At 37.9% G+C, this 19,826-nt stretch carries 19 protein-coding genes; 12 read left to right on the top strand and 7 right to left on the bottom strand.

Features of this window, described 5'->3' with window-relative positions:
* The first annotated feature begins 67 nt into the window (after positions 1 to 67).
* Positions 68 to 817: a hypothetical protein gene (locus tag AC4CVF_RS17380; RefSeq protein WP_419326989.1), complete on the top strand. Its 750-nt coding sequence runs from the start codon at positions 68 to 70 to the stop codon at positions 815 to 817.
* A 50-nt stretch (positions 818 to 867) separates the two neighbouring features.
* Entirely contained in the window at positions 868 to 1,683 is an 816-nt protein-coding gene (locus AC4CVF_RS17375) for a DKNYY domain-containing protein (RefSeq protein ID WP_419359045.1), read from the top strand.
* Positions 1,684 to 1,695: 12 nt separating this feature from the next.
* Here AC4CVF_RS17375 and AC4CVF_RS17370 read toward each other — a convergent pair whose 3' ends face one another.
* Positions 1,696 to 2,061 (bottom strand): MerR family transcriptional regulator, encoded by a 366-nt coding sequence (locus AC4CVF_RS17370; RefSeq protein ID WP_419359044.1) that lies wholly within the window; start codon positions 2,059 to 2,061, stop codon positions 1,696 to 1,698.
* A 241-nt stretch (positions 2,062 to 2,302) separates the two neighbouring features.
* Here AC4CVF_RS17370 and AC4CVF_RS17365 point away from each other — a divergent pair, with 241 nt between their 5' ends.
* Positions 2,303 to 2,812 carry a hypothetical protein gene (locus AC4CVF_RS17365; protein WP_419359042.1) on the top strand — a complete coding sequence of 170 codons (510 nt, stop codon included), beginning with the start codon at positions 2,303 to 2,305 and terminating at the stop codon, positions 2,810 to 2,812.
* 238 nt (positions 2,813 to 3,050) lie between these two features.
* On the opposite strand, the gene fadA is transcribed toward AC4CVF_RS17365, so the two are convergent.
* Both fadA and fadB read right to left on the bottom strand, forming a co-directional pair.
* Positions 3,051 to 4,223, bottom strand: coding sequence for an acetyl-CoA C-acyltransferase FadA (gene fadA / locus AC4CVF_RS17360; RefSeq protein WP_004718442.1), 1,173 nt, complete (start codon positions 4,221 to 4,223; stop codon positions 3,051 to 3,053).
* Positions 4,224 to 4,235: 12 nt separating this feature from the next.
* Positions 4,236 to 6,389 (bottom strand): fatty acid oxidation complex subunit alpha FadB, encoded by a 2,154-nt coding sequence (gene fadB / locus AC4CVF_RS17355; RefSeq protein WP_490789770.1) that lies wholly within the window; start codon positions 6,387 to 6,389, stop codon positions 4,236 to 4,238.
* Positions 6,390 to 6,897: 508 nt separating this feature from the next.
* Here fadB and lpxO point away from each other — a divergent pair.
* From lpxO to AC4CVF_RS17320, 7 genes are all read left to right on the top strand, one after another.
* Positions 6,898 to 7,842, top strand: coding sequence for a lipid A hydroxylase LpxO (gene lpxO / locus AC4CVF_RS17350; RefSeq protein ID WP_336952350.1), 945 nt, complete (start codon positions 6,898 to 6,900; stop codon positions 7,840 to 7,842).
* A gap of 108 nt (positions 7,843 to 7,950) precedes the next feature.
* A complete protein-coding gene (locus AC4CVF_RS17345; protein ID WP_336952349.1) occupies positions 7,951 to 8,574 on the top strand; it encodes a PH domain-containing protein in 624 nt (207 codons plus the stop codon).
* 136 nt (positions 8,575 to 8,710) lie between these two features.
* Positions 8,711 to 9,136: a PH domain-containing protein gene (locus AC4CVF_RS17340; RefSeq protein ID WP_336952348.1), complete on the top strand. Its 426-nt coding sequence runs from the start codon at positions 8,711 to 8,713 to the stop codon at positions 9,134 to 9,136.
* 510 nt (positions 9,137 to 9,646) lie between these two features.
* A complete protein-coding gene (uvrC, locus tag AC4CVF_RS17335; RefSeq protein ID WP_490789769.1) occupies positions 9,647 to 11,446 on the top strand; it encodes an excinuclease ABC subunit UvrC in 1,800 nt (599 codons plus the stop codon).
* Between the two features lie 126 nt (positions 11,447 to 11,572).
* Positions 11,573 to 12,367, top strand: coding sequence for a thioesterase family protein (locus AC4CVF_RS17330; protein ID WP_336952346.1), 795 nt, complete (start codon positions 11,573 to 11,575; stop codon positions 12,365 to 12,367).
* A 105-nt stretch (positions 12,368 to 12,472) separates the two neighbouring features.
* Entirely contained in the window at positions 12,473 to 13,060 is a 588-nt protein-coding gene (gene pgsA, locus AC4CVF_RS17325) for a CDP-diacylglycerol--glycerol-3-phosphate 3-phosphatidyltransferase (RefSeq protein WP_004718416.1), read from the top strand.
* Between the two features lie 220 nt (positions 13,061 to 13,280).
* Entirely contained in the window at positions 13,281 to 14,441 is a 1,161-nt protein-coding gene (locus AC4CVF_RS17320) for a hypothetical protein (RefSeq protein ID WP_419326994.1), read from the top strand.
* Positions 14,442 to 14,543: 102 nt separating this feature from the next.
* Here AC4CVF_RS17320 and AC4CVF_RS17315 read toward each other — a convergent pair whose 3' ends face one another.
* The 4 genes from AC4CVF_RS17315 to AC4CVF_RS17300 form a co-directional block, all read right to left on the bottom strand.
* Positions 14,544 to 14,762 carry a hypothetical protein gene (locus AC4CVF_RS17315; RefSeq protein WP_336952344.1) on the bottom strand — a complete coding sequence of 73 codons (219 nt, stop codon included), beginning with the start codon at positions 14,760 to 14,762 and terminating at the stop codon, positions 14,544 to 14,546.
* Positions 14,763 to 14,953: 191 nt separating this feature from the next.
* Positions 14,954 to 15,580, bottom strand: coding sequence for a cell division protein BlhA (gene blhA / locus AC4CVF_RS17310; protein ID WP_490789768.1), 627 nt, complete (start codon positions 15,578 to 15,580; stop codon positions 14,954 to 14,956).
* Between the two features lie 35 nt (positions 15,581 to 15,615).
* Positions 15,616 to 16,023 carry a DNA polymerase III subunit chi gene (locus tag AC4CVF_RS17305; protein ID WP_004718406.1) on the bottom strand — a complete coding sequence of 136 codons (408 nt, stop codon included), beginning with the start codon at positions 16,021 to 16,023 and terminating at the stop codon, positions 15,616 to 15,618.
* Positions 16,016 to 17,464 carry a leucyl aminopeptidase gene (locus AC4CVF_RS17300; RefSeq protein ID WP_419326996.1) on the bottom strand — a complete coding sequence of 483 codons (1,449 nt, stop codon included), beginning with the start codon at positions 17,462 to 17,464 and terminating at the stop codon, positions 16,016 to 16,018. Before AC4CVF_RS17300 ends, AC4CVF_RS17305 begins: the two co-directional genes overlap by 8 nt.
* A 144-nt stretch (positions 17,465 to 17,608) precedes the next feature.
* Between AC4CVF_RS17300 and lptF the strand changes: the two genes are divergently transcribed.
* Together lptF and lptG are read left to right on the top strand one after the other, a co-directional pair.
* The gene (gene lptF / locus AC4CVF_RS17295) at positions 17,609 to 18,709 is read left to right on the top strand and encodes an LPS export ABC transporter permease LptF (protein ID WP_336952342.1); all 1,101 of its coding nucleotides are present in this window, start codon (positions 17,609 to 17,611) and stop codon (positions 18,707 to 18,709) included.
* A complete protein-coding gene (gene lptG, locus AC4CVF_RS17290) occupies positions 18,709 to 19,779 on the top strand; it encodes an LPS export ABC transporter permease LptG (RefSeq protein WP_336952341.1) in 1,071 nt (356 codons plus the stop codon). The genes lptF and lptG overlap by 1 nt, the downstream gene beginning before the upstream one ends.
* The last annotated feature ends 47 nt before the right edge of the window (positions 19,780 to 19,826 follow it).

Below are 19,826 nucleotides of genomic sequence, written 5' to 3'. Positions count from 1 at the left end.
AATTAATATACAAAAAAGAGTCGCTTAGGATATTCTAAGTAATCTATAAGGATGTTCGGAGTTTGGTATGCGTCGACTTTTGATTGTTTTCGGTATCATCTTTCTGGCTGTTATTGGATTTTTCTACTATGACCATACTTCAATAAAGAATGAAGACGCCAATCGCCAAGCATTTGATTTGGTGATGACTGAAAAAATGCGGCAACTTTCTGAACAAGCCCAAGACCGTTCTAAACCCGTAAATATTGATATTCATGATAATCGGCTCAAAGGTGATTACAAAACCTTGTCTGAGTTTTTATTGAAATATTGGGCCAAGAATGTTGATACACGGAACACTTATTTAAATCAGCTCGCAGCGGCCAAATGGGATCATTTTTTAGATGTAAATCGTTTGGATGCAGACCGTAAACAGAACTATGTAGAAACAACACAGATGCTGGTGACTGTACGACAAGCAATGCAGCAATATCAGCAAAAAAATAGACAAAATAAAACCGAGGCTTTAAACGAATTAAAAAAAATAGATTTGCGCAAGGACCTCAAGAAACCCTTACAGGATAAGCTCGAACAGAATGTTGAACTTGACCCTGAAAATACCCTAATCCTAAATGAGCTACAAATTTTAGGTAAAGCTGAAACCATGTTTGATTTGTTAAAAAAATATGAGTGGCAGAAGCAGGGTAATCAAATTTTGTTTAAAGACGATGCTCAAGTGAAACAGTTTAACCAGTTGTTTCAGGATGTGCTGAAATTGAATAGCCAAATCAATCAGAAAAAAGAGCAAAATGCGGAAGTATTAGAAGAAGCCTTGTAAATTTTAGAAGTAGATGAATGAAAAATATAAAAATATGTTTGCTTTTTACAATGTTTATACTGCTATTGCTGGGTGGGATTGGCTATGTCTACCAGACGCCATTTCTCGTTCAGCAAGATTGTAAAAGCGTTGCTTTATATCGCTATCATTTTGGTGTTTATCAAATTGATCAAGACACAATGCTGGATGCCGATACTTATAAAAAGGTTTATGGATGGAAGCATTTTTTAGGCTTAGCCCCTATTTTATGTGCTGAACAAATTGAGTATGACCAATGTGTCGTGGAGGAAAAGCAAGCGGGGTTAAATGCTGAGCAGGAAAAACAGCAATGGAGCCTTGTGCGGGACAATTTATATATCAATCCTCAACGAGAATTGGCGTTAAAGTTTCCTTATGCAAATCGTTGTAGCGTGTTTCTATCTGAACATGTTCTGCCCAGCAAAAGCCTGTCGATCATGGGTGAGCGTTTTTATCGACATTTGGGTTTTGGTGGTGAAGATGGGCCTTCTTTGAATGACACTATAGATTTAGCGAGCTTTAAGCAGTTAAACCCTTCTAATTTGTATAAAGATAAACGGCATGTTTATCACTACTTTAGCATGCTGGATGGGGGCATGTTTTCGATTTTAGAGGGTGCAGATGCCAGTAGTTTTGAACTACTCGGAGATTGCTACGCAAAAGACAAGCAGCATATTTATGAAGAACGTTTTGGCGAACTTGAGGGTGCAGATTATGCAAGTTTTAAAACCAAATCTGATATGGGATGCGTTGCACAGGATAAAAATGGCTATTGGTTTTGGAATAATCGAAAAGCTTGGAAAGATATGAATAGTGAAGAAAAAGAGCGGGTCCAGGCGCTTCAATAAGATTGATCTCGATTAACGCTTGGTTTCTTCAGCTTTTCCTTGCATTAAAAAAGATGTTAATAGGCTTTGAGATTTTTTGAGTTTGACTAATTTTTCTGAAATATGTTCTAACTCTATTTTTAATGTTTCTTTGGCAACAGGGCATAAGGTAAATTTTTCCTCACCCAAATCGAAACATGGCAATAATAATTTAATGTCTTTTAAATGCATGCCGGCATCATTGAGAACTTTAATTTTTTGAATATCCTCGATGTTTGCTTGATTATAAGCTCGATAGTGATTCGCTGTTCGTTGCGGGCGAATTAATCCTAGCTCTTCGTAATAACGTAACATACGCGGGCTTACTTGAGTTATCTCAGCAACTTTAGCAAGATTCATAATAGACCTCTTATAAACTAAAACGGACCAGTTGGAAAAAAAATTATTGGTGGCTCTATTTAAGCTGTTGAATGAGCAAAACCTATTTAATCTTTATTTCAGAATTTTAACAGTATTTACCGTTTATCTGAGCTTTAGTGAATCTCGCTATAATTTGTTATAGCCTGTTTAATAGACAATATTAAATGTATTGAATCATTTTATTGAATATATACGATGATTTATTTTTTAGGTGAAATGTATGAACTTTATCAAAGTTTCGATACTTGTAACTGCTCTTTCTGTTTGGTTACCCACTGTACAGGCAGAAGAAGTTGCCTCATTGCCTACGATTAAAGTGATGGCGGATTCTGAACTGCGTCAAGAAGCTGTAGGTGTTGTTCCTTATCAAGAAGATAAAGATGTACGTAAGGCGTTACAGCATCAGATCATTAAAAAAGATAATGAGATCCAAAATTATGTGATTGGCGATAATTTTACTACGCTTGATATACAGCCCAAAGCCTCTGAACCGAATATAAATCAAATTTCTTCACCATTACTTAGAGAGTATGTTTTAGCTGTGGCTGCTGGTTTGCAGTCTTCTGACCCGACATCAGGTTTGTTTACCATGATGGAACCACTTTCGATGGGTATGAATCGCGAGAAAGCTTTAGAAGCAGTTCGTAATGGAACTTTTAAGTTGAATATCGATGCTGACCGTTTAGATTTGATGTTAGGTGATAAATGGCGAAGTGCTCTGCCTAAGTGATTCGTTATTTAAAATTTTGATTATTTCATTAAGCCAATCTGTTGATTGGCTTTTTGTATATTGCTATCTGTTTTCAAGAATGTTGACATATCCTAATTCTAAAATTAAGTTAGTAGTTAAGGTGAAATTATCTATTAAAAATATCAAAATCAATAGGATATTTAGATAAATTTGAAATGTTTATAATAAAAATCCCCGCATTAAGCGGGGATTTTATATCTTAGTATTTAATTAAGAATTAAACACGTTCGATAATTGTCGCGATACCTTGACCAAGACCGATACACATGGTTGCAAGACCGATTTGCGTATCTTGTTGTTCCATCACGTTCAACAATGTAGTGGTGATACGTGCGCCAGAACAACCCAATGGGTGACCCAATGCAATCGCACCGCCGTTTAAGTTGATCTTGTCTTGCTTGTCATAGATGTTCAAGCCTTTCATTACAGAAAGACCTTGAGCAGCAAATGCTTCGTTTAACTCGATGGTTTGGATGTCTTCCATCGTTAAGCCAGCACGTTTAAGCGCTTTCTGTGTTGCAGGAACAGGACCATAACCCATGATCGCAGCATCACAGCCTGCAATCGCCATAGAGCGAATCACAGCACGTGGCTTAAGACCTAAAGCTTGAGCACGTTCAGCCGACATCAACAACATTGCTGATGCACCATCAGACAATGCAGAAGAAGTCGCAGCAGTCACAGTACCACCTTTAGGGTCAAATACTGGACGTAACGCTTTGAATGCTTCAAGGTTTGCATCTGGACGAATTACTTCGTCGATGTCGCAAAGGATTTTGAAGCCATTGGCATCATGACCTTCAACACCCACGATTTCGTTTTTGAAACGGCCTTCCTGAGTTGCAGCCCAAGCGCGACGATGAGATTCAACACCAAACGCATCTTGTTCGTCACGGCTAATGCCGTTCATACGACCTAACATTTCAGCAGTTAAGCCCATCATGTTAGATGCTTTCGCATAATGCTTAGATGCTTCTGGGTTAAGATCGATGCCATGCATCATACCAACGTGACCCATATGCTCTACACCACCGATGATGAATACATCACCTTGGTTGGTTGCAATTTGCGCCGCAGCAGTATGGATTGACTGCATAGAAGAACCACAGAGGCGGTTTACAGTTTGACCACCAACAGTCTTCGGCAAGTCAGCCAATAACACGATGTTACGGCCAATGTTCATACCTTGTTCTAGGGTTTGGTTCACACAACCCCAGATCAAATCTTCAACTTCATTTACATCAAACTGGTTACGAGCAACTAAAGCACGAACCAATTCAGCAGATAAGCTGTCAGCACGTACATTGCGGAACATACCGTTTTTGGTTTTACCCATTGCAGAACGTACGCCATCAACGATGACAACGTCACGTGGATTTAAAGTAGCCATTCACGTTGCTCCTTAACCGTAGAATTTTTTGTTGTTTGCAGCCATGTCACGCAACATTTGTGGCGCTTCATAAGCCTTACCTAAGTGTGCATATTTGTCGCAAAGCGCAACATATTCAGCAACACCTGTTTGGTCGATGTAACGCGCTGGACCACCACGGAATGGAGGGAAACCTACACCCATGATCATTGCCATATCTGCTTCAGAAGCAGTAGAAACAATGTTGTCCTCTAAGCAACGAACAGTCTCGTTACAGAACGCGAGCATCATACGGTCAATAATTTCTTGAGCATCAAACTCGTGCTTTTCAGTTGTTGCCATCGTTGCAACAAGCTCATACGCAGTTGGATCAATAGATTTCGCTTTCTTACCTTTACGATCAAGCTCGTATTTGTAGAAACCGATGTCATTTTTTTGACCAAGACGTTTGTTTTCGTACATGATTTCGATCGCGCCTTTATAGTCAGGCTTCATGCGGTCTGGGAAACCTTCAGCCATAACTTCAGCACCATGCACACCAGTGTCGATACCCACAACGTCGATCAAATAAGCAGGTCCCATAGGCCAGCCGAATTTTTCCATGACTTTGTCAACTTGTTGGAAGTCTGCGCCATCTTTAAGCAGAAGGTCAAACGCACCAAAGTAAGGGAACAATACACGGTTTACAAGGAAGCCAGGACAATCGTTTACAACGATTGGTGTTTTACCCATTTTTTGAGCAAGAACAACAGTTGTCGCAATTGCTTCTTCAGATGTTTTCTCACCACGGATCACTTCAACCAAAGGCATCATGTGAACTGGGTTAAAGAAGTGCATGCCTACGAAGTTTTCAGGACGAGTCAATGCATTTGCAAGACGCGTGATTGAAATCGTAGAAGTATTTGAAGCAATGATCGTATTTTCACGAACTTTTGCTTCTGTATCACGTAACACAGCTTCCTTGATTTTAGGATTCTCTGTGACTGCTTCAATCACGATGTCGACTTCTTTAAACTCGTCATAGCTTAAAGTAGGACGGATACGTGCAAGTGTTTCACCCATTTTTGCAGGTGTAATCTTTTTACGTTCAACTTGTTTAGTCAATAAGCCATTTGCTTCAGACATACCTAAAGCAAGCTGTGGGTTACCGATGTCTTTCATGATGATTGGTGTGCCTTTGCTTGCCGCTTGGTAAGCAATACCGCCACCCATAATACCCGCGCCTAAAACAGCTGCTTGGTTAACCGGGTGAGCACCTTTCTCATGTTTTTTAGATGCTTTTTTTACAACTTGGTCATTGATGAATAAACCGATCAATGCGCCAGCTTGTGGTGTAATAGCAGCTTTAGCAAACGCTTCGGCTTCAATTTTTAACGCTTCATCACGTTTTTGGCTTACACCAGCTTGAAGTGAATCAAGAAGAAGTTTTGGTGCTGGGTATTGAGCAGGGTTTGCTTTCGCAAGGACTACACCTTTAGATGAGTTAAACGCCATCATTTGTTCAAGCATGTCTAATTTAACAGGCTCTAATTTTTCTTGACGTTTTGCTTTCCAGTCTAAACGACCAGAGATTGCTTGTTTAACAAGATCAATCGCAGCTTCTTGGAGTTTGTCAGCCGCAACCACTGCATCTACAGCACCGTCTTTCAGTGCAGCATCTGGACGTTTGTTTGCTGAAGTCGCGATCCACTCAACCGCATTGTCAATACCAATCAAACGGCTTAGACGAACAGTACCACCGAAACCAGGAATGATCCCCAGTTTAACTTCTGGTAAGCCAACTGTTGCAGCATTTGACATTACGCGGTAGTCACATACCAAACACATTTCAAAACCGCCGCCCAATGCAATACCATTGATCGCAGCAACTTTAGGAATCTCTAGATCTTCAAAAGCGTTAAAAATCTCGTGAACAGGCATTGCCCATTCTACAATTGCACTTTCACCTTGCTTAAAATTTTCACCAAACTCAGTGATGTCTGCACCAACGATAAATGTTGATTTACCAGAGGTTACGATTAGACCTTTCACTTCACTGTTATTTTTTACAGCTTCAATAGCAGCTTTAAAGTCTTCAATCGTTGCACGGTTGAATTTGTTAACCGACTCACCTTGTAAGTCAAAGCGGAATTCTGCAATTCCGTCCGAAAGCAATTGGACGGTAATGGCATTGCCAGCGTGGATCATGCCCTGATCTCCTTTTTTGGAGGACTTCTTAAGTTGATGTTTTGAAGTGTGTATGCAATTCCCGCACACATTTCGACTTCACTAATCTTACGATAACTATATCTAAAAATAACCTAACAAGTTGTATCAAGCCGTGACGCAAGGGTCATCAATTTTTTTGTTGCAGAAACTTATCCATTTATGTGTTGAATAGGTAGTTATTTCAAATGATGTAATGAAGCATATGTTTAAATTAATTTTTTTAATCATAAGATAAGACTTTTATATCGAAAAAGAACATTGTAATAGACTGGTTTTACCAATGAATTTTTAGTCATTTTGGTCAATTGAGTGTTTTATTAAACAATTTTAAGCTGTGTAAGGTAGTTTATAAAGTTTAGGCTTTAATGCGATTGGCTTTTTGATTTATAGATTTGTTATAATTTGTAGAAACATTCTCCCTTTTTGAGATTTAAAATTCTATCAGCACATGTTGCTTGATTAACCTGATTAATGAAAAGAGTGCTGTATGATTAAATGGATCATATTGGCGATTTTTGTGATTTCTGCTTTGTATATCCAAAATCGCGGTAAAGTGCGACATTCGTTTTATCGTCAATTTTTTGACCATTCAACGATACTCGCACCAATTAACTTTCTCATGTATATGTTTTCAAAAGTGCCGAATCAACCGTATATCGACACGCAACATTTTAAAGATTTAAAAGTGTTAGATGAAAACTGGGAAATGATTCGTGAAGAGGCGCAAGCGTTATATGCCAAAGGTGGAATTAAGGCTTCAAGTACATATGATGATTTAGGCTTTAATTCATTTTTTAAAACAGGTTGGAAGCGTTTTTACCTAAAATGGTATGATTCAGCGCATCCATCAGCAACAGAACTCTGTCCAAAAACAACTGAATTGCTGAAAAATTTGCCAACTATCAAGGCGGCAATGTTTACGGAGCTTGCACCTGATAGTCGATTAGTACGCCATCGTGATCCTTATGCCGGTTCATTACGTTATCATTTGGGGCTCATTACGCCAAATGATGATCGTTGCTTTATTGATGTAGATGGTCAGCGTTATTCATGGCGTGATGGTGAAAGTGTGGTTTTTGATGAAACTTATATTCATTATGCAGAAAATACTACAGACCAAAATCGTATTATCTTTTTTGCTGATGTAGAGCGCCCATTAAAAACAAGATTTATGCAGCGCTTTAATCACTGGTTCGGTAAAAAAGTGATGACTGCTGCCAGCTCTCCAAATGAAGCAGGGGATCAAACAGGAGGGTTAAACAAAGTTTTTGGTTATGTGTATCAAATTCGTATTAAAGCCAAAGCCTTGAAAAAATCCAATCGTCAGTTGTATTACTTTTTAAAGTGGTTCTTGATGTTAGGGATTTTCTTCCTGATTTTTATTCGACCATATATGTCACAGATCATTGCATTTTTTGAAAAAATGATTTGATTTGAAGCGCCCGTCAGGGCGTTTTTTAATAACAAATTTTGACTTGAGTTTAACGCTCGATTTTTTTAATTTACTTTCATAATTTATAAAAGTGCTGGAAAACACAAAATGTTTAAAAATTTAGCCTCAGAAATGATGGGTATGAGTGATATTGGAACAATTATTGAACCGCATGATTTCAATAAAACAGATATTGATGATTATATTTTTCATGAAGATAACGAGAAAATTTTCTTTGTAATCAAAAGTAAAACAGATGAATATTGCTTTACTAATGTCGCCTTTATGCATCTCGATGGTAAAAGTGCAATCAGTAAAAAGCGCATGTTGTACCGCTATTTGTACAAACATAATCCTGTGAAAAATGTTCTTTTAGAAACAGCAGGTACCGTGGATTTAGATGCTGAAATTAAGTTCCAGTTAGGTGATCAGCACTTCTCTATTGATATTGATAAAAAGCAAATAGAGAAAATTCGTGATCTATATAAAGCATTATTCACCATTGGTGAGACCTGCAAAGAAATCAATCGTAAACGTAATGTACTATTACAAAGTACTGACAATGTTCAGAAAATGTTTAACTTGCGAGAGCTCAGTGAGCAGGCAATTTTAAATTTACCTGAAATCATTAACCAGACTGCACAACAAGTTGAAGACTATGCGAATCAGCGTATTCGACAAATCGAAAATTATGATTTTTCTGAAATTTTTGATCGTTATTTGAAAAATTGATTTTTTATAAATTTAGTCAAGAATTAAAACGCTCGTAAGGGCGTTTTCTATTATGTAAATCAATGATTTTATAGTCATGTTTTAGTCAGAATTCAGGTAAAATAGTATTTTGTATGGGGGAACTTTGAAGCACATTATGCAAAAATTTCATACTAAAATTGATTGGTGGATTTTAGGCTTTATAATCGCGATGACAGGCCTACTCATTCAGTTACTCTTTACCATGTATGCTAAGGGCACAATGGTTGAATATCCTGAGCATTCGGTCGTTTATATTTTAACCATTGCGGTGATTTGGTGGCCAGTTTTAAATACACGTTATATCATTCAAGATGAAATACTGACGATTCATAGTCTATTCTTAAAATGGCGTATTCCATTGGCAAATATTCAGAAAATAAGTAAAACTAATAATTCGATTTCATCACCTGCATTATCTTTAGATCGTTTGAAAATTGAATATATCAAGGATGGGAAAATTAAACAGGTCCTTGTTTCTCCAAGAGATCAGCAGGCTTTCAGTAAGGTTGTAAATAATCCTTTTTTTGATTCTTGCACATAAATATACCAAACAAAACATTTCCGATATGAAGGTTTAATAGCAGAAAAATACAATATGAATGGCAGAAAGCTTTTGGTTAATAGTACTTCTACAGAAGGAGCTGCATAATATTATCTGACTAGAGAGGGAGTTCTTATATTTATGCTCCTTGGTCATTGGATGAAATATTTTTTAGTGGATGAGTAACATTTGATACTGAAGAACTCAAATATTTATAGAGTGGTTATATTTCTCGAAATTTTGGTTTTATTTCATTTCTATAAGAAAGTTGATGTTTTATGTGAATCGATCACAAAAGATATTCATAATCTAATCTGTCAGATCAACAGTAATACGATTGTTTAGATTTTAGTTGCAATATTAAGGATAAGTTGCTTATCTATCAGTCATTTGAAAAATAAAAATCAAGATCTTATTCAATAGAAAGAAAAAGTAATTCACTCAAGTAGACTTGAAAAATGCATGATCTAACTACATCATCCATTTATAGTCCAAATTTAAAAGCCTACTGTGAACGAAAACGCACGTGAAAATATCGAAAAGATTCTAGCCAATATGACGACGCTACCTGGTGTGTATAAAATGCTGGGAAAAGATGGTGAATTATTATATGTCGGAAAAGCCAAAAATCTAAAAAATCGCGTACTGAGTTATTTTGTAAAAACCATTGAACACCCGAAAACACAGGCTTTGGTTGCACGTATTTATAATATTGAAACTCTCGTAGTCCGTTCTGAAACTGAAGCCTTATTACTCGAACAGAATCTGATAAAACTGCATCGCCCACCGTATAACATTATGTTGCGCGATGATAAATCTTATGTCTATATTTTTGTCTCCGCAGATAAACCTTATCCGCGGATTGCTTCAGGACGAGGCAAAGGCAAACATCAAGTAGGTAAGTTTTTTGGACCCTATCCAAGTGCTTATAATGCAAGAGACACACTTTTAGTACTACAAAAACTATTTAATGTCCGGCAATGTGAAAACAGCTATTTCTCACAGCGTAAACGTCCATGTTTACAATATCAGATTAAACGTTGTACTGCGCCTTGTGTGGGTTTGATTTCACCTGAAGCCTATAATGAGGATGTACAAAATTCGATTCGTTTTTTAAATGGTGATACCAAAGAGCTGAACCAAGAATTGATCCAAAAAATGGAACAGGCAGCAGAAAATCTAGAATTTGAAAAAGCAGTTTTTTTTCGGGATCGTATGGCCTTACTCCGTGATGTACAAGCACAACAAGCCATTTATAAAGTCAAAGGTGAAGCTGATATTCTTGCGATTGCCTATCAAGCGGGTGTGACATGTGTACAGATTATGCATGTACGTAATGGGAAAATGCTGGGCGGGAAAAGTTATTTTCCAGATATGTTGGATGATGATTTGAGTCAAATGCTGTCTGATTTTATCGCCAATTTCTATTTCCAAGTTGCAGACGAGGTTCCAGCCGAACTCATTGTTAATGTAAATGTTACAGATCGAAAAGAATTGGAAGAAGCTTTACATCAGCAATTTGAAAAGAAAATTCAGATTAAACATAATGTTCGAGAAACTCGTGCTGAATGGCTGGAATTGGCTGAGATGAATGTTCAGCATGCGATTAAAGGAAAACTAGCCAATCATTTAGAATTAAATGAACGCTTTCATCAACTAGAACAAGTCTGTGGTCGTCCTATAGATCGTATTGAATGCTTTGATATTTCTCATACGATGGGCGAAGCGACCATTGCATCATGTGTAGTTTTTGATGCAGGCGGAGCACGTAAGCGAGATTATCGCCAATTTGCAATTGAAGATATTACAGGTGGTGATGATTATGCCGCGATGCGGCAAGCGTTAACACGCCGTTATAAAAAAGCCATGTTACCCGATTTATTACTGATTGACGGGGGCAAAGGGCAACTTCATATGGCGATGGATGTTATGCAAGAGCTTGGCTTAGATGCATTTATGGTGGGTGTATCCAAAGGTGAAGGACGTAAACCCGGTTTAGAAACACTACATTTTACCGACGGCACTAAGATTCAGCTTCCCGAAGACCATAAAGCACTGCATTTGATTCAGCAAGTCCGTGATGAAGCGCATCGTTTTGCAATCACCAAGCATCGTGCTAAGCGAGATAAACGTCGTGGAGGATCGATACTTGAGGCTATTCCGGGCTTAGGTCCAAAACGTCGTCGTGATTTGCTGACTCATTTTGGTGGGATTCAAGGGGTACTTAAAGCTTCTGAACATGATTTAAAAAATGTTCCAGGTTTGGGTGATGTTATGGCACGAATGATTTATAAAGTGTTGCATGAATAACGTCGTTATTGTTCTCGATGATGAGTAGCATTTGCCAAAACAACCATTGACGCATGAGTCACTGATCATTTTCATCTCGCGTCAAATATGAAACAGTACAGCAAAGATCGAAAAATTGGACGGATCATGTCATTAGAATCACTATTTCAGCAGATTGAACAAGAAGAGTGGATTGATATTCCTCAAGGGTGGTTGCAGGGGCGCACGATCTTTGGCGGTCTTGTAGCGGGTATGTTGGTTTATAAAGCAATTGCAACCATTCACGATCCAGTTAAAAAGTTGTTGAGTTGTAGTGTCACTTTTGCTGGGCCTGTTGAAGAAACACCAGTGAAATTAACTGCTGAAATCTTGAGACAGGGTAAATCAGTCACTACAATTGAAGTCAGACTGTGGCAGAATGAGGCTGTGCAAAGTATTTTAATTGCAAGTTTTGGTAGCCAACGCGATTCTAAAATTCAAGTATCTTTAGAGCCTCAAGCCCCTGATTTTCCGCCACTTGACCAGATTAATATTGTCCCTAAATATTTACCCTTTCCTGAGTGTGTAAAGAACTTCCAGCTGGCATGGACTGAAGGGAATTATCCAATGTCAGGCAGTAAGCAGCCTGATTTTTCAGGTTGGTGTCGTTTTGACCCTGAGCTACATGCCAATCGAGCAATGAATGTTTCAGATATCATGACCTTAATGGATGTTTGGCCACCTGGTGTATTGCCGATGTTTAAATTGCCAGCACCTGCAAGTACACTAACTTGGCATGTGACGTTTATCCATCCTTTACAAAATCAGTTGAATGATTGGTTTAAGTATAAAGTGTTTACAGACTTTGCTGAGCATGGATATGCAACTGAACATGCCTATCTTTGGGATGAACAAAATCGACTCATTGCGATTGCAAGACAGACGGTTACGGTATTTACCTAGTCGACAGTTTAATGTGAATCGTTTAAAGTACTAAGGAAATAGAGCTTTACTCTAAATTATTATTTACCTTCATTCGGGTAAGTAGGGGACTCACTGGCGGTGTCTATGACTACAGGTCGTATCCTGAATATTCCAAATATCTTGACGCTTGCTCGAATCGCGTTAATTCCTGTTTTTTTAATTATTGCCTATTGGCCACCTGCAATTGGAGTGGCTGGACATACAGGTGGTATGACGCGTCATATTATCTTGACTGCAATTTTTGTTGTTGCTGCAGTCACAGATTGGTTTGATGGTTATCTAGCAAGAACTTTAAATCAGACCTCAGCTTTTGGGCGGTTTTTAGATCCAGTTGCAGATAAATTAATGGTGGCAGCAGCACTGATTGTGTTAGTGCAGTGGCAACCATCAATCACTATGGCATTTGCTGCAATTGTGATTATTTCACGTGAAATTACAGTTTCAGCACTACGTGAATGGATGGCTGAATTAGGTGCGCGTACCAATGTAGCAGTCTCCACGGTAGGTAAATATAAAACAGCCTTTCAGATGATTGCGATCACGGTGTTTTTATTAAATTGGCAACCGCTTGAAATATTGGCTTATGCTTTGTTATATACCGCTGTCATTTTGACACTCTGGTCGATGTTTATTTATTTAAAAGCAGCGTGGCCATATTTAAAACAGCCTTAATCTGCGCAATATAATGCAGTATATAGATCAAAGCCTTTCTCTCGTGAAAGGCTTTTTTTGCGCTTGAAAGTTAGTACAATAGAAAGATTGATGAAAACCAATACAAATCGCTAAACATCACCTTGTGCTATATTGAAAATTAATCAAATTACAAGAAACACTGTAACTGGAATATTGAGAAACACGTCATTGCAGGTGCAGGTAAAATTAAGGAATATACATGGCAGCATTGCTTTATTTATCGAATCAAAATTTGTATTTATTGGATGGAAATAAAAGTATTACGGTTCAATGCCAATCCATTGACTTATATAAAAAGAATTTAGTTGAGATTCAACAACGTAAAGATTGGAAAACCAAAGGTACGGGTGCACAGTTCATGCGAACATCTTCACAAGATGATGAGGTGGATTTAACCCATATTTTCCCAACAGATGTAGCTCTGACCGCTGATCATAAAATGATTTATACTGCTTGTTTGCAAGAAGGCACTTCGATCAACATCAAATCATTGACAGATTTACAAGAAACCGAAGGCTTAGTGTTAAGAAAGAATGATTTTGTGGTGCAGGACATGGCTTATGATGAGTCCAAAAAGCGTTTAGCACTATCTGTTAACACACAGGGCTATGAACGACATATTTGTATTCTACCTTTAGACGCCAATCGAACACAGTATTTGACCGAAGGAGATTGTCAGGATTCAAATCCATGTTTTGATCCACGAGATACCATGCAGTTATATTATGATTCGTGTGGTTTAGCCTATGGTGAATACCGTATTGCCTATAGTCCCAAAGAAATTTTTCATTTGGATATGGCAACAGGCGCGTTGCAAACAATCGCTTCAGATCCAAAGTTTGATTTCTTTAAACCAAAAATGGATGGGCTGGGTAATTTGTATTTTATTAAACGCCCCTATTCCCGTGATGGTTCTCCTCAATCTCCCTTAACGACATTTAAAGATATTATTGTTGCTCCTTTTAAAATTATTCGTGCGATTGTAGGGTGGTTAGATTTCTTTACTCAACGCTATACAGGTGAATCATTAAAAACAACGTCTGGAAATAATCCAGCCAAATCGCAGCAAAAGTCAGAAGAAGAACTATTTGTTGAAGGTAATTTGATTAAGGCTCAGCAAAATTTAGAACGTAATCAGAAGGCGGGCGAAAAATATCCTGGGATGATTCCAAATTCGTGGGAGTTGATCAAAATGACAGCTTCTGGTGAAATGATTGTATTAAAAAAAGGTGTGATGAGTTTTGCTTTAAAAGACAATTCTATTTTTTATTCCAATGGAAAATATTTGGTTGAAATTGATCAAAACAACAATGAGACCTTGAGGGTTGAAGCAAAGCTAATTTCAAAAATTATCTGTTGAGGTCTTGTTTTTCCACACTACATTTAGATAAATCAAAGCCGAAATGAGACTTTGGTTTATCTTAGAATTTGCTTTGAGAAAGAGACAAAGTATCAGGCTTAATTAGTTTTTGATAATGGTCAAAGAGGTATGTTCAAAGCGTGATTTTAGTTTGTGTGTATCTGTCAGTGAGAACATCCCTTTTTCAGACTCCCGAGAAAGAAATACTGAAAGTGATTGAAAATCTACACGGCTAATCAGTAAGTCTTGTATAGAAACAGTCCATTTTTCACCTGAATGTAGTCGCGCAATTTGGTTCGAAATATGGTTAAGCAGATCCATTTTATTCATCCTGATTCAAGTGATTGGAAATTTTTATCTTGAAAATAAAAATTCACTGAATTGATCACTTAAAATATTTTTAACCTGTACACATAAGCATTAAAGCCATCCGAGATGACTATCATGTGACATTAATATTGCATTTTCGTGACAAGTAAACTTGGATATCCGATTAAAATAAATAAACTTTATTATTTTTTGTCTGCCGAGAAATTCGAATTTGCCAAAATATATTCAATCTCTTCTTTTGCCGCAGTTTGCAGTTTGCTACGTAAAGCATTTAAGCTCTCTTCGATTAGCGTTTCTGCTTCTAACTCAAGACGTAGACGAACACTTTCCAACTCTGAAGTCATTTGTGCATCTGTGATGCGGAATTGCCCATTGGCATAATCTATTGCTGGATAATCAGGATTTTTAGTGTATTTTTCACTATATTCTGAAATTTCAATATCAATTTGTTGACGTAAATTTTGTAAGGTCAATTTTTGATGTTCAAACTGCTGAATTTCATCTTGTTGTAGTTCTAAATTATATGCGTGCTGTAATGCTCTTTTTTCAGCTAAAGATTTTTCAAGTGCCAATTGTCTAAGGATACGTGCTTCTTCAATCAGCTGGGCTTTTAGCTCAGCATAGGCTTGTTCAACTTGGAGTTGCGCCACTTGCATTTGGCGTTGGTCATTACTTAGCCAGTCCTGTACATTTGTTGTAGGGCTGAGAAGGTCACAGATGCGGTTAAGGTCATCTACAAAAGTTTGGCGTACGGCTTCAGGCGTATCTAACCAGCGCTTTTTAAAATCTTGACCGACATTTAATGTCACCACGCATCTCCTTGATATAAAATGAGAATGAAGAATTAAAGTTTAAATGTTTGAGGCGAAACACCCATTCGTCGATAGGCTTTATATTTCTCTCGACCAATTTGTTTTGCTGATTCAGCATTTTCAATAATTTCTATAATGTGACTAAATTGTGTCACTTGTTCAAGTGCTTGATTGTTAAAATTAAACACAATCCAGTCTAAAGACTCAGGTAATCTTGAAGAAATACAGATCGGTGCATCAATTTGATCAATTCCATGCGCAATAAAACTGGTCGGATCAAAACTCCATAAACGTTCATCCAGTTGTTGCTGCATTTCTACATCAGGGCAATGCAACCAAACTTTGGCTGCATTTCGTAAAATTTTACGACATAAACGACAGGCACTTTCTACCTGTCGCTCAGGGCTTTTTTCAAATAAATAAAAGCTAATTTTAGCCATTCTTTTGTACACGGTTGGCTATTAACTGCATCAACAATGGTACTGGACGGCCGGTTGCACCTTTATTTGCACCAGAATTCCATGCTGTACCAGCGATGTCTAAGTGCGCCCAACGATAGTCACGGGTAAAGCGTTGTAAGAAACAGGCTGCTGTAACTGCGCCAGCTTTTGGACCACCAATATTGGCAATATCGGCAAATGGCGAATCAAGTTGTTCTTGATAATCGTCATATACGGGCATACGCCATACACGGTCAAATGCAGTGTGTCCTGCTGCTGTAATTTCTTCTGCAAGTTCATCATCTGGTGTAAATAAACCAGAAACGACTGAACCTAAAGCCACCACACAAGCACCAGTCAGTGTTGCAATATCAATCACTAATGCAGGGTTAAAGCGCTTAATATAGGTTAAGGTATCACAAAGGACTAAACGCCCTTCGGCATCAGTATTCAGGATTTCAACCGTTTGCCCACTCATGGTGGTTACAATATCACCAGGGCGAGTTGCATGACCAGAAGGCATGTTTTCAGCAGCGGCAATTGCACCGACAACATGAATCGGGAGTTTCGCTTCACAAAGTGCACGAATCGTACCCAGTACAGATGCTGAACCACACATATCAAATTTCATTTCATCCATGCCTAAGCCTGGTTTTAATGAAATACCACCTGTATCAAAAGTCACACCTTTACCCACGAGCACGATCGGTGCTTGATCAGGATTGGCTTTATATTCAAGCGTAATCACACGTCCTGGACGATCAGAACCTTTGCTTACCGCAAGAAAAGCATGCATGCCTAGATCAGCAAGTTGTTGTTCTTCAAGTACAGTCACTTGTAAAAGCTCAGGGAATTCAGCTGCTAAAGCATGTGCTTGTTCTGCTAAATATTCAGGGAAGCAAATATTAGGAGGGCAGTTGCCTAAGTCACGAGCAAAGTTTTGTCCTTTTTGAACAGCTTGAATAAGCGTGATCTGCTCTGCACTCAGACTCGATTGCGTTGCAATAAATTCAATATTTTCTAAAGTAAATTCATTCTTCTTCGATTTGAATTCATCATAAGCATACGCAGCTTGCGTCAAATTTAATGCAAATAGATAATGTAACTCAGACGGCAAAGCCGAAATATCAATGCTGATTTTTTGGAATTTTTTTTGTGAAGCTTTGATAATGGTTTGTGCGATTTTTGCTAATTTCGCGGCTTTAATTTCGGAGGCTTTATCTATGCCGACTAAAGTACATTGCGTAACTTGAGTTAGCTTTCCGATAAGTGGTAGAGTTTCGTTTAAACTTGCTTTGAATTGAGTGTTTTCAATTATGTTGCTCAAGTCATTGATTTTATATATTTCTTGAGCTTGTTTAGCGTTTTCAGAATCCACCAGAATAAATAACGACTGGCTAGATGTAGACGCTGAAAATGACGTATTGATCGTAAGTTTCATGTGTTGTCTTTGTGCCTTTTGTACATTTCAAATCATTAAACCATTGAACCACTTCAAATGGTAGAATTTCAATCTAGTTTTATAATTTTAACTTCGGGTAAACTAGCGCTACATCACGATATTACCCTTATTTGGAAGATTAATTTGATTATTCGACGTTACCTTGTCAAACAAGTCGTTTCGACCTCTCTTGTGGTTGTCACATTATTGACAGTCATTATGATGGGTGGGCAATTGATTAAACGATTTGGTCAAGCTGCTATGGGGCGTGTAGATCCGAGTATTCTGTTGAGTATTATCGGTTTTCGTTTACCTGAGTTTTTGACTTTAATTCTTCCTTTGGGTTTCTTTATTGGATTGATGCTGGTTTTTGGCCGATTATATGTCGATCATGAAATGGCTGTACTGAACGGTAGTGGTATTAGCCGTATTCAAGTCGCTCGATTATTGATTCCACTGACTGTTATTTATTTGTGTGTACAAACTGTTTTAATGATCTGGATGTCTCCGTGGGGAATCCGTCAATATGAGCAACTGATTTCTACCCAAGCAGTCCGAACGGGCTTTGATTTGGTTCGGCCACGTGAGTTTATTTCCTCAGGGGCTTATACAATTTATGCCGGCTCTTTATCCGAAGATCGCAAAAATCTTAAAGATATTTTCTTTTATCAACGTGCTGAAAAAGAAGGTAAACCTGATGTTATGATTTTGGCGAAGGAAGCAACACGAATTGAAATTGCCAATGAAACAGCAAGTGTTGTCGATTTAGTTCAAGGCCGCCGTTATGAAATTTACCCTGGAACACCAAAATACAGTCAAACTGAATTCCAAACTTATCGTTTGCGTTTAGAAAATAATAAAGAAGCTAAGTTTGAAAGTGATGAAGTAGAAGGGCTAACTTTTGGTAAATTGCTTGAAAATAAAAATGACCCTGTTGTGGCAAGTGAATTGGGATGGCGCTTATTTGTTCCGTTTTCTATCATTGTCGCCTTAATGTTAGCAACAGCACTATGTGAAGTAAGCCCAAGACAAGGTCGTTATCTCAAACTTTTCCCAGCATTATTAATTTTTGCCAGTTTAATTGTGGCGCTCATGGCAATACGAACCCGTATTAGTAAAGATGAGGTGGGTGTTTGGGCATATCCCGCAGTGTTATTATTCTATGCTGCCGCTGCCGCTCTATTTTCAAGAAAGCAGAAATTAGCACCTAAAATTAAAAAGCAAATACAGCGAGTAAAATCATAATGTTAGCACGTAGAATTGTCGCAAAACATGTGACTAAAACCACATTGCTTGCCATGTTGGGTGCTACGGCAGTACTGGCTAGCTTACAGATTTTATTCACCTATTTGGGTGAGTTAGGTGATCTAAAACAAGGCTATACGGCTTGGAATGCATTGCAATATGTTTTATGGGGGGCACCTCGTTATTTGTATGAGATTCTTCCTATTGCAGCATTGATCGGTGCTGTACTGGGTTTAGGTTCAATGGCTTCGAACAGTGAATTAATTGTGATGCGAGCAGCAGGCATTAGCTTATGGCGTATTGTCGGTTGGGTCATGCGTTCTGCTATGCTTTTGGTGATCCTTTCGTTTTTATTAACTCAATTCGTTATTCCCTATACCAATGAACAGGCGAAAAGTATTAAAAGCCATCGTAGTGTAGCAACGCTAGGAGAGGTGAAAGGCTATTGGACACGTGAAGGACAACGCTTTATTTATATTGATTATGCCAATTCAAAAGGGACATTAAAACAAGTTCAAGTTGTCGATTTTGACGATAATTATCGAATGAAATCTTTGTTAAATTCAGAAGAAGGGCAGTTCTTAAAAGAAGGACAATGGAATTTAAAACAAAGTGCTCAAGTCAATTTATTGGCCAATGGTCAAGCTCAAGTTGTAAATAAAAATCAAGAGGATTTAGCACTCGCATTGCAACCTAAATATGTGCATATGGTGACCATTAATCCAGAAGACTTAGCACCTACGCAGTTATTGAGTTTTATGCAATATATGCATGAATACAGTCAAGTACCAAAGACTTATCTTTTGGCTTTTTGGAAAAATGTCGGTTCACCATTTGCTTTGCTTGCATTGGTTTTGATTGCATGTTCATTTATTTTTGGGCCATTACGTCAACAATCGATGGGCTTTCGCTTAGTGATCGCATTATTTGTTGGTCTAGGTTTTTATTACATACAAGACTTCTTGGGTTATGCAAGTTTGGTCTATGCACCTTCTCCTGCTTGGTTTGTATTCTTACCAATTATATTGATGTTTGGCATCGGAAGTTATTTGTTGTATAGAGCAAGATAACTTAATGGATCTGTTTTTTTGAACAATGATCTTTCAGATAGATAAGA

The sequence above is a fragment of the Acinetobacter sp. LipI_19 genome, from assembly GCF_058242925.1.
Note: the sequence above shows the minus strand (reverse complement) of the source record. Positions and strands in the feature narration are given on the sequence as shown.

Coding starts and splice junctions, on each gene's coding strand:
- pgsA (WP_004718416.1), top strand. CDS start 12,473: ATGACTACAGGTCGTATCCTGAATATTCCAAATATCTTGACGCTTGCT.
- AC4CVF_RS17305 (WP_004718406.1), bottom strand. CDS start 16,023: ATGGCTAAAATTAGCTTTTATTTATTTGAAAAAAGCCCTGAGCGACAG.
- AC4CVF_RS17300 (WP_419326996.1), bottom strand. CDS start 17,464: ATGAAACTTACGATCAATACGTCATTTTCAGCGTCTACATCTAGCCAG.
- AC4CVF_RS17340 (WP_336952348.1), top strand. CDS start 8,711: ATGCAAAAATTTCATACTAAAATTGATTGGTGGATTTTAGGCTTTATA.
- AC4CVF_RS17315 (WP_336952344.1), bottom strand. CDS start 14,762: ATGGATCTGCTTAACCATATTTCGAACCAAATTGCGCGACTACATTCA.
- fadA (WP_004718442.1), bottom strand. CDS start 4,223: ATGGCTACTTTAAATCCACGTGACGTTGTCATCGTTGATGGCGTACGT.
- AC4CVF_RS17375 (WP_419359045.1), top strand. CDS start 868: ATGTTTATACTGCTATTGCTGGGTGGGATTGGCTATGTCTACCAGACG.
- AC4CVF_RS17330 (WP_336952346.1), top strand. CDS start 11,573: ATGTCATTAGAATCACTATTTCAGCAGATTGAACAAGAAGAGTGGATT.
- AC4CVF_RS17370 (WP_419359044.1), bottom strand. CDS start 2,061: ATGAATCTTGCTAAAGTTGCTGAGATAACTCAAGTAAGCCCGCGTATG.
- AC4CVF_RS17380 (WP_419326989.1), top strand. CDS start 68: ATGCGTCGACTTTTGATTGTTTTCGGTATCATCTTTCTGGCTGTTATT.
- fadB (WP_490789770.1), bottom strand. CDS start 6,389: ATGATCCACGCTGGCAATGCCATTACCGTCCAATTGCTTTCGGACGGA.
- lpxO (WP_336952350.1), top strand. CDS start 6,898: ATGATTAAATGGATCATATTGGCGATTTTTGTGATTTCTGCTTTGTAT.
- AC4CVF_RS17365 (WP_419359042.1), top strand. CDS start 2,303: ATGAACTTTATCAAAGTTTCGATACTTGTAACTGCTCTTTCTGTTTGG.
- AC4CVF_RS17345 (WP_336952349.1), top strand. CDS start 7,951: ATGTTTAAAAATTTAGCCTCAGAAATGATGGGTATGAGTGATATTGGA.
- AC4CVF_RS17320 (WP_419326994.1), top strand. CDS start 13,281: ATGGCAGCATTGCTTTATTTATCGAATCAAAATTTGTATTTATTGGAT.
- lptG (WP_336952341.1), top strand. CDS start 18,709: ATGTTAGCACGTAGAATTGTCGCAAAACATGTGACTAAAACCACATTG.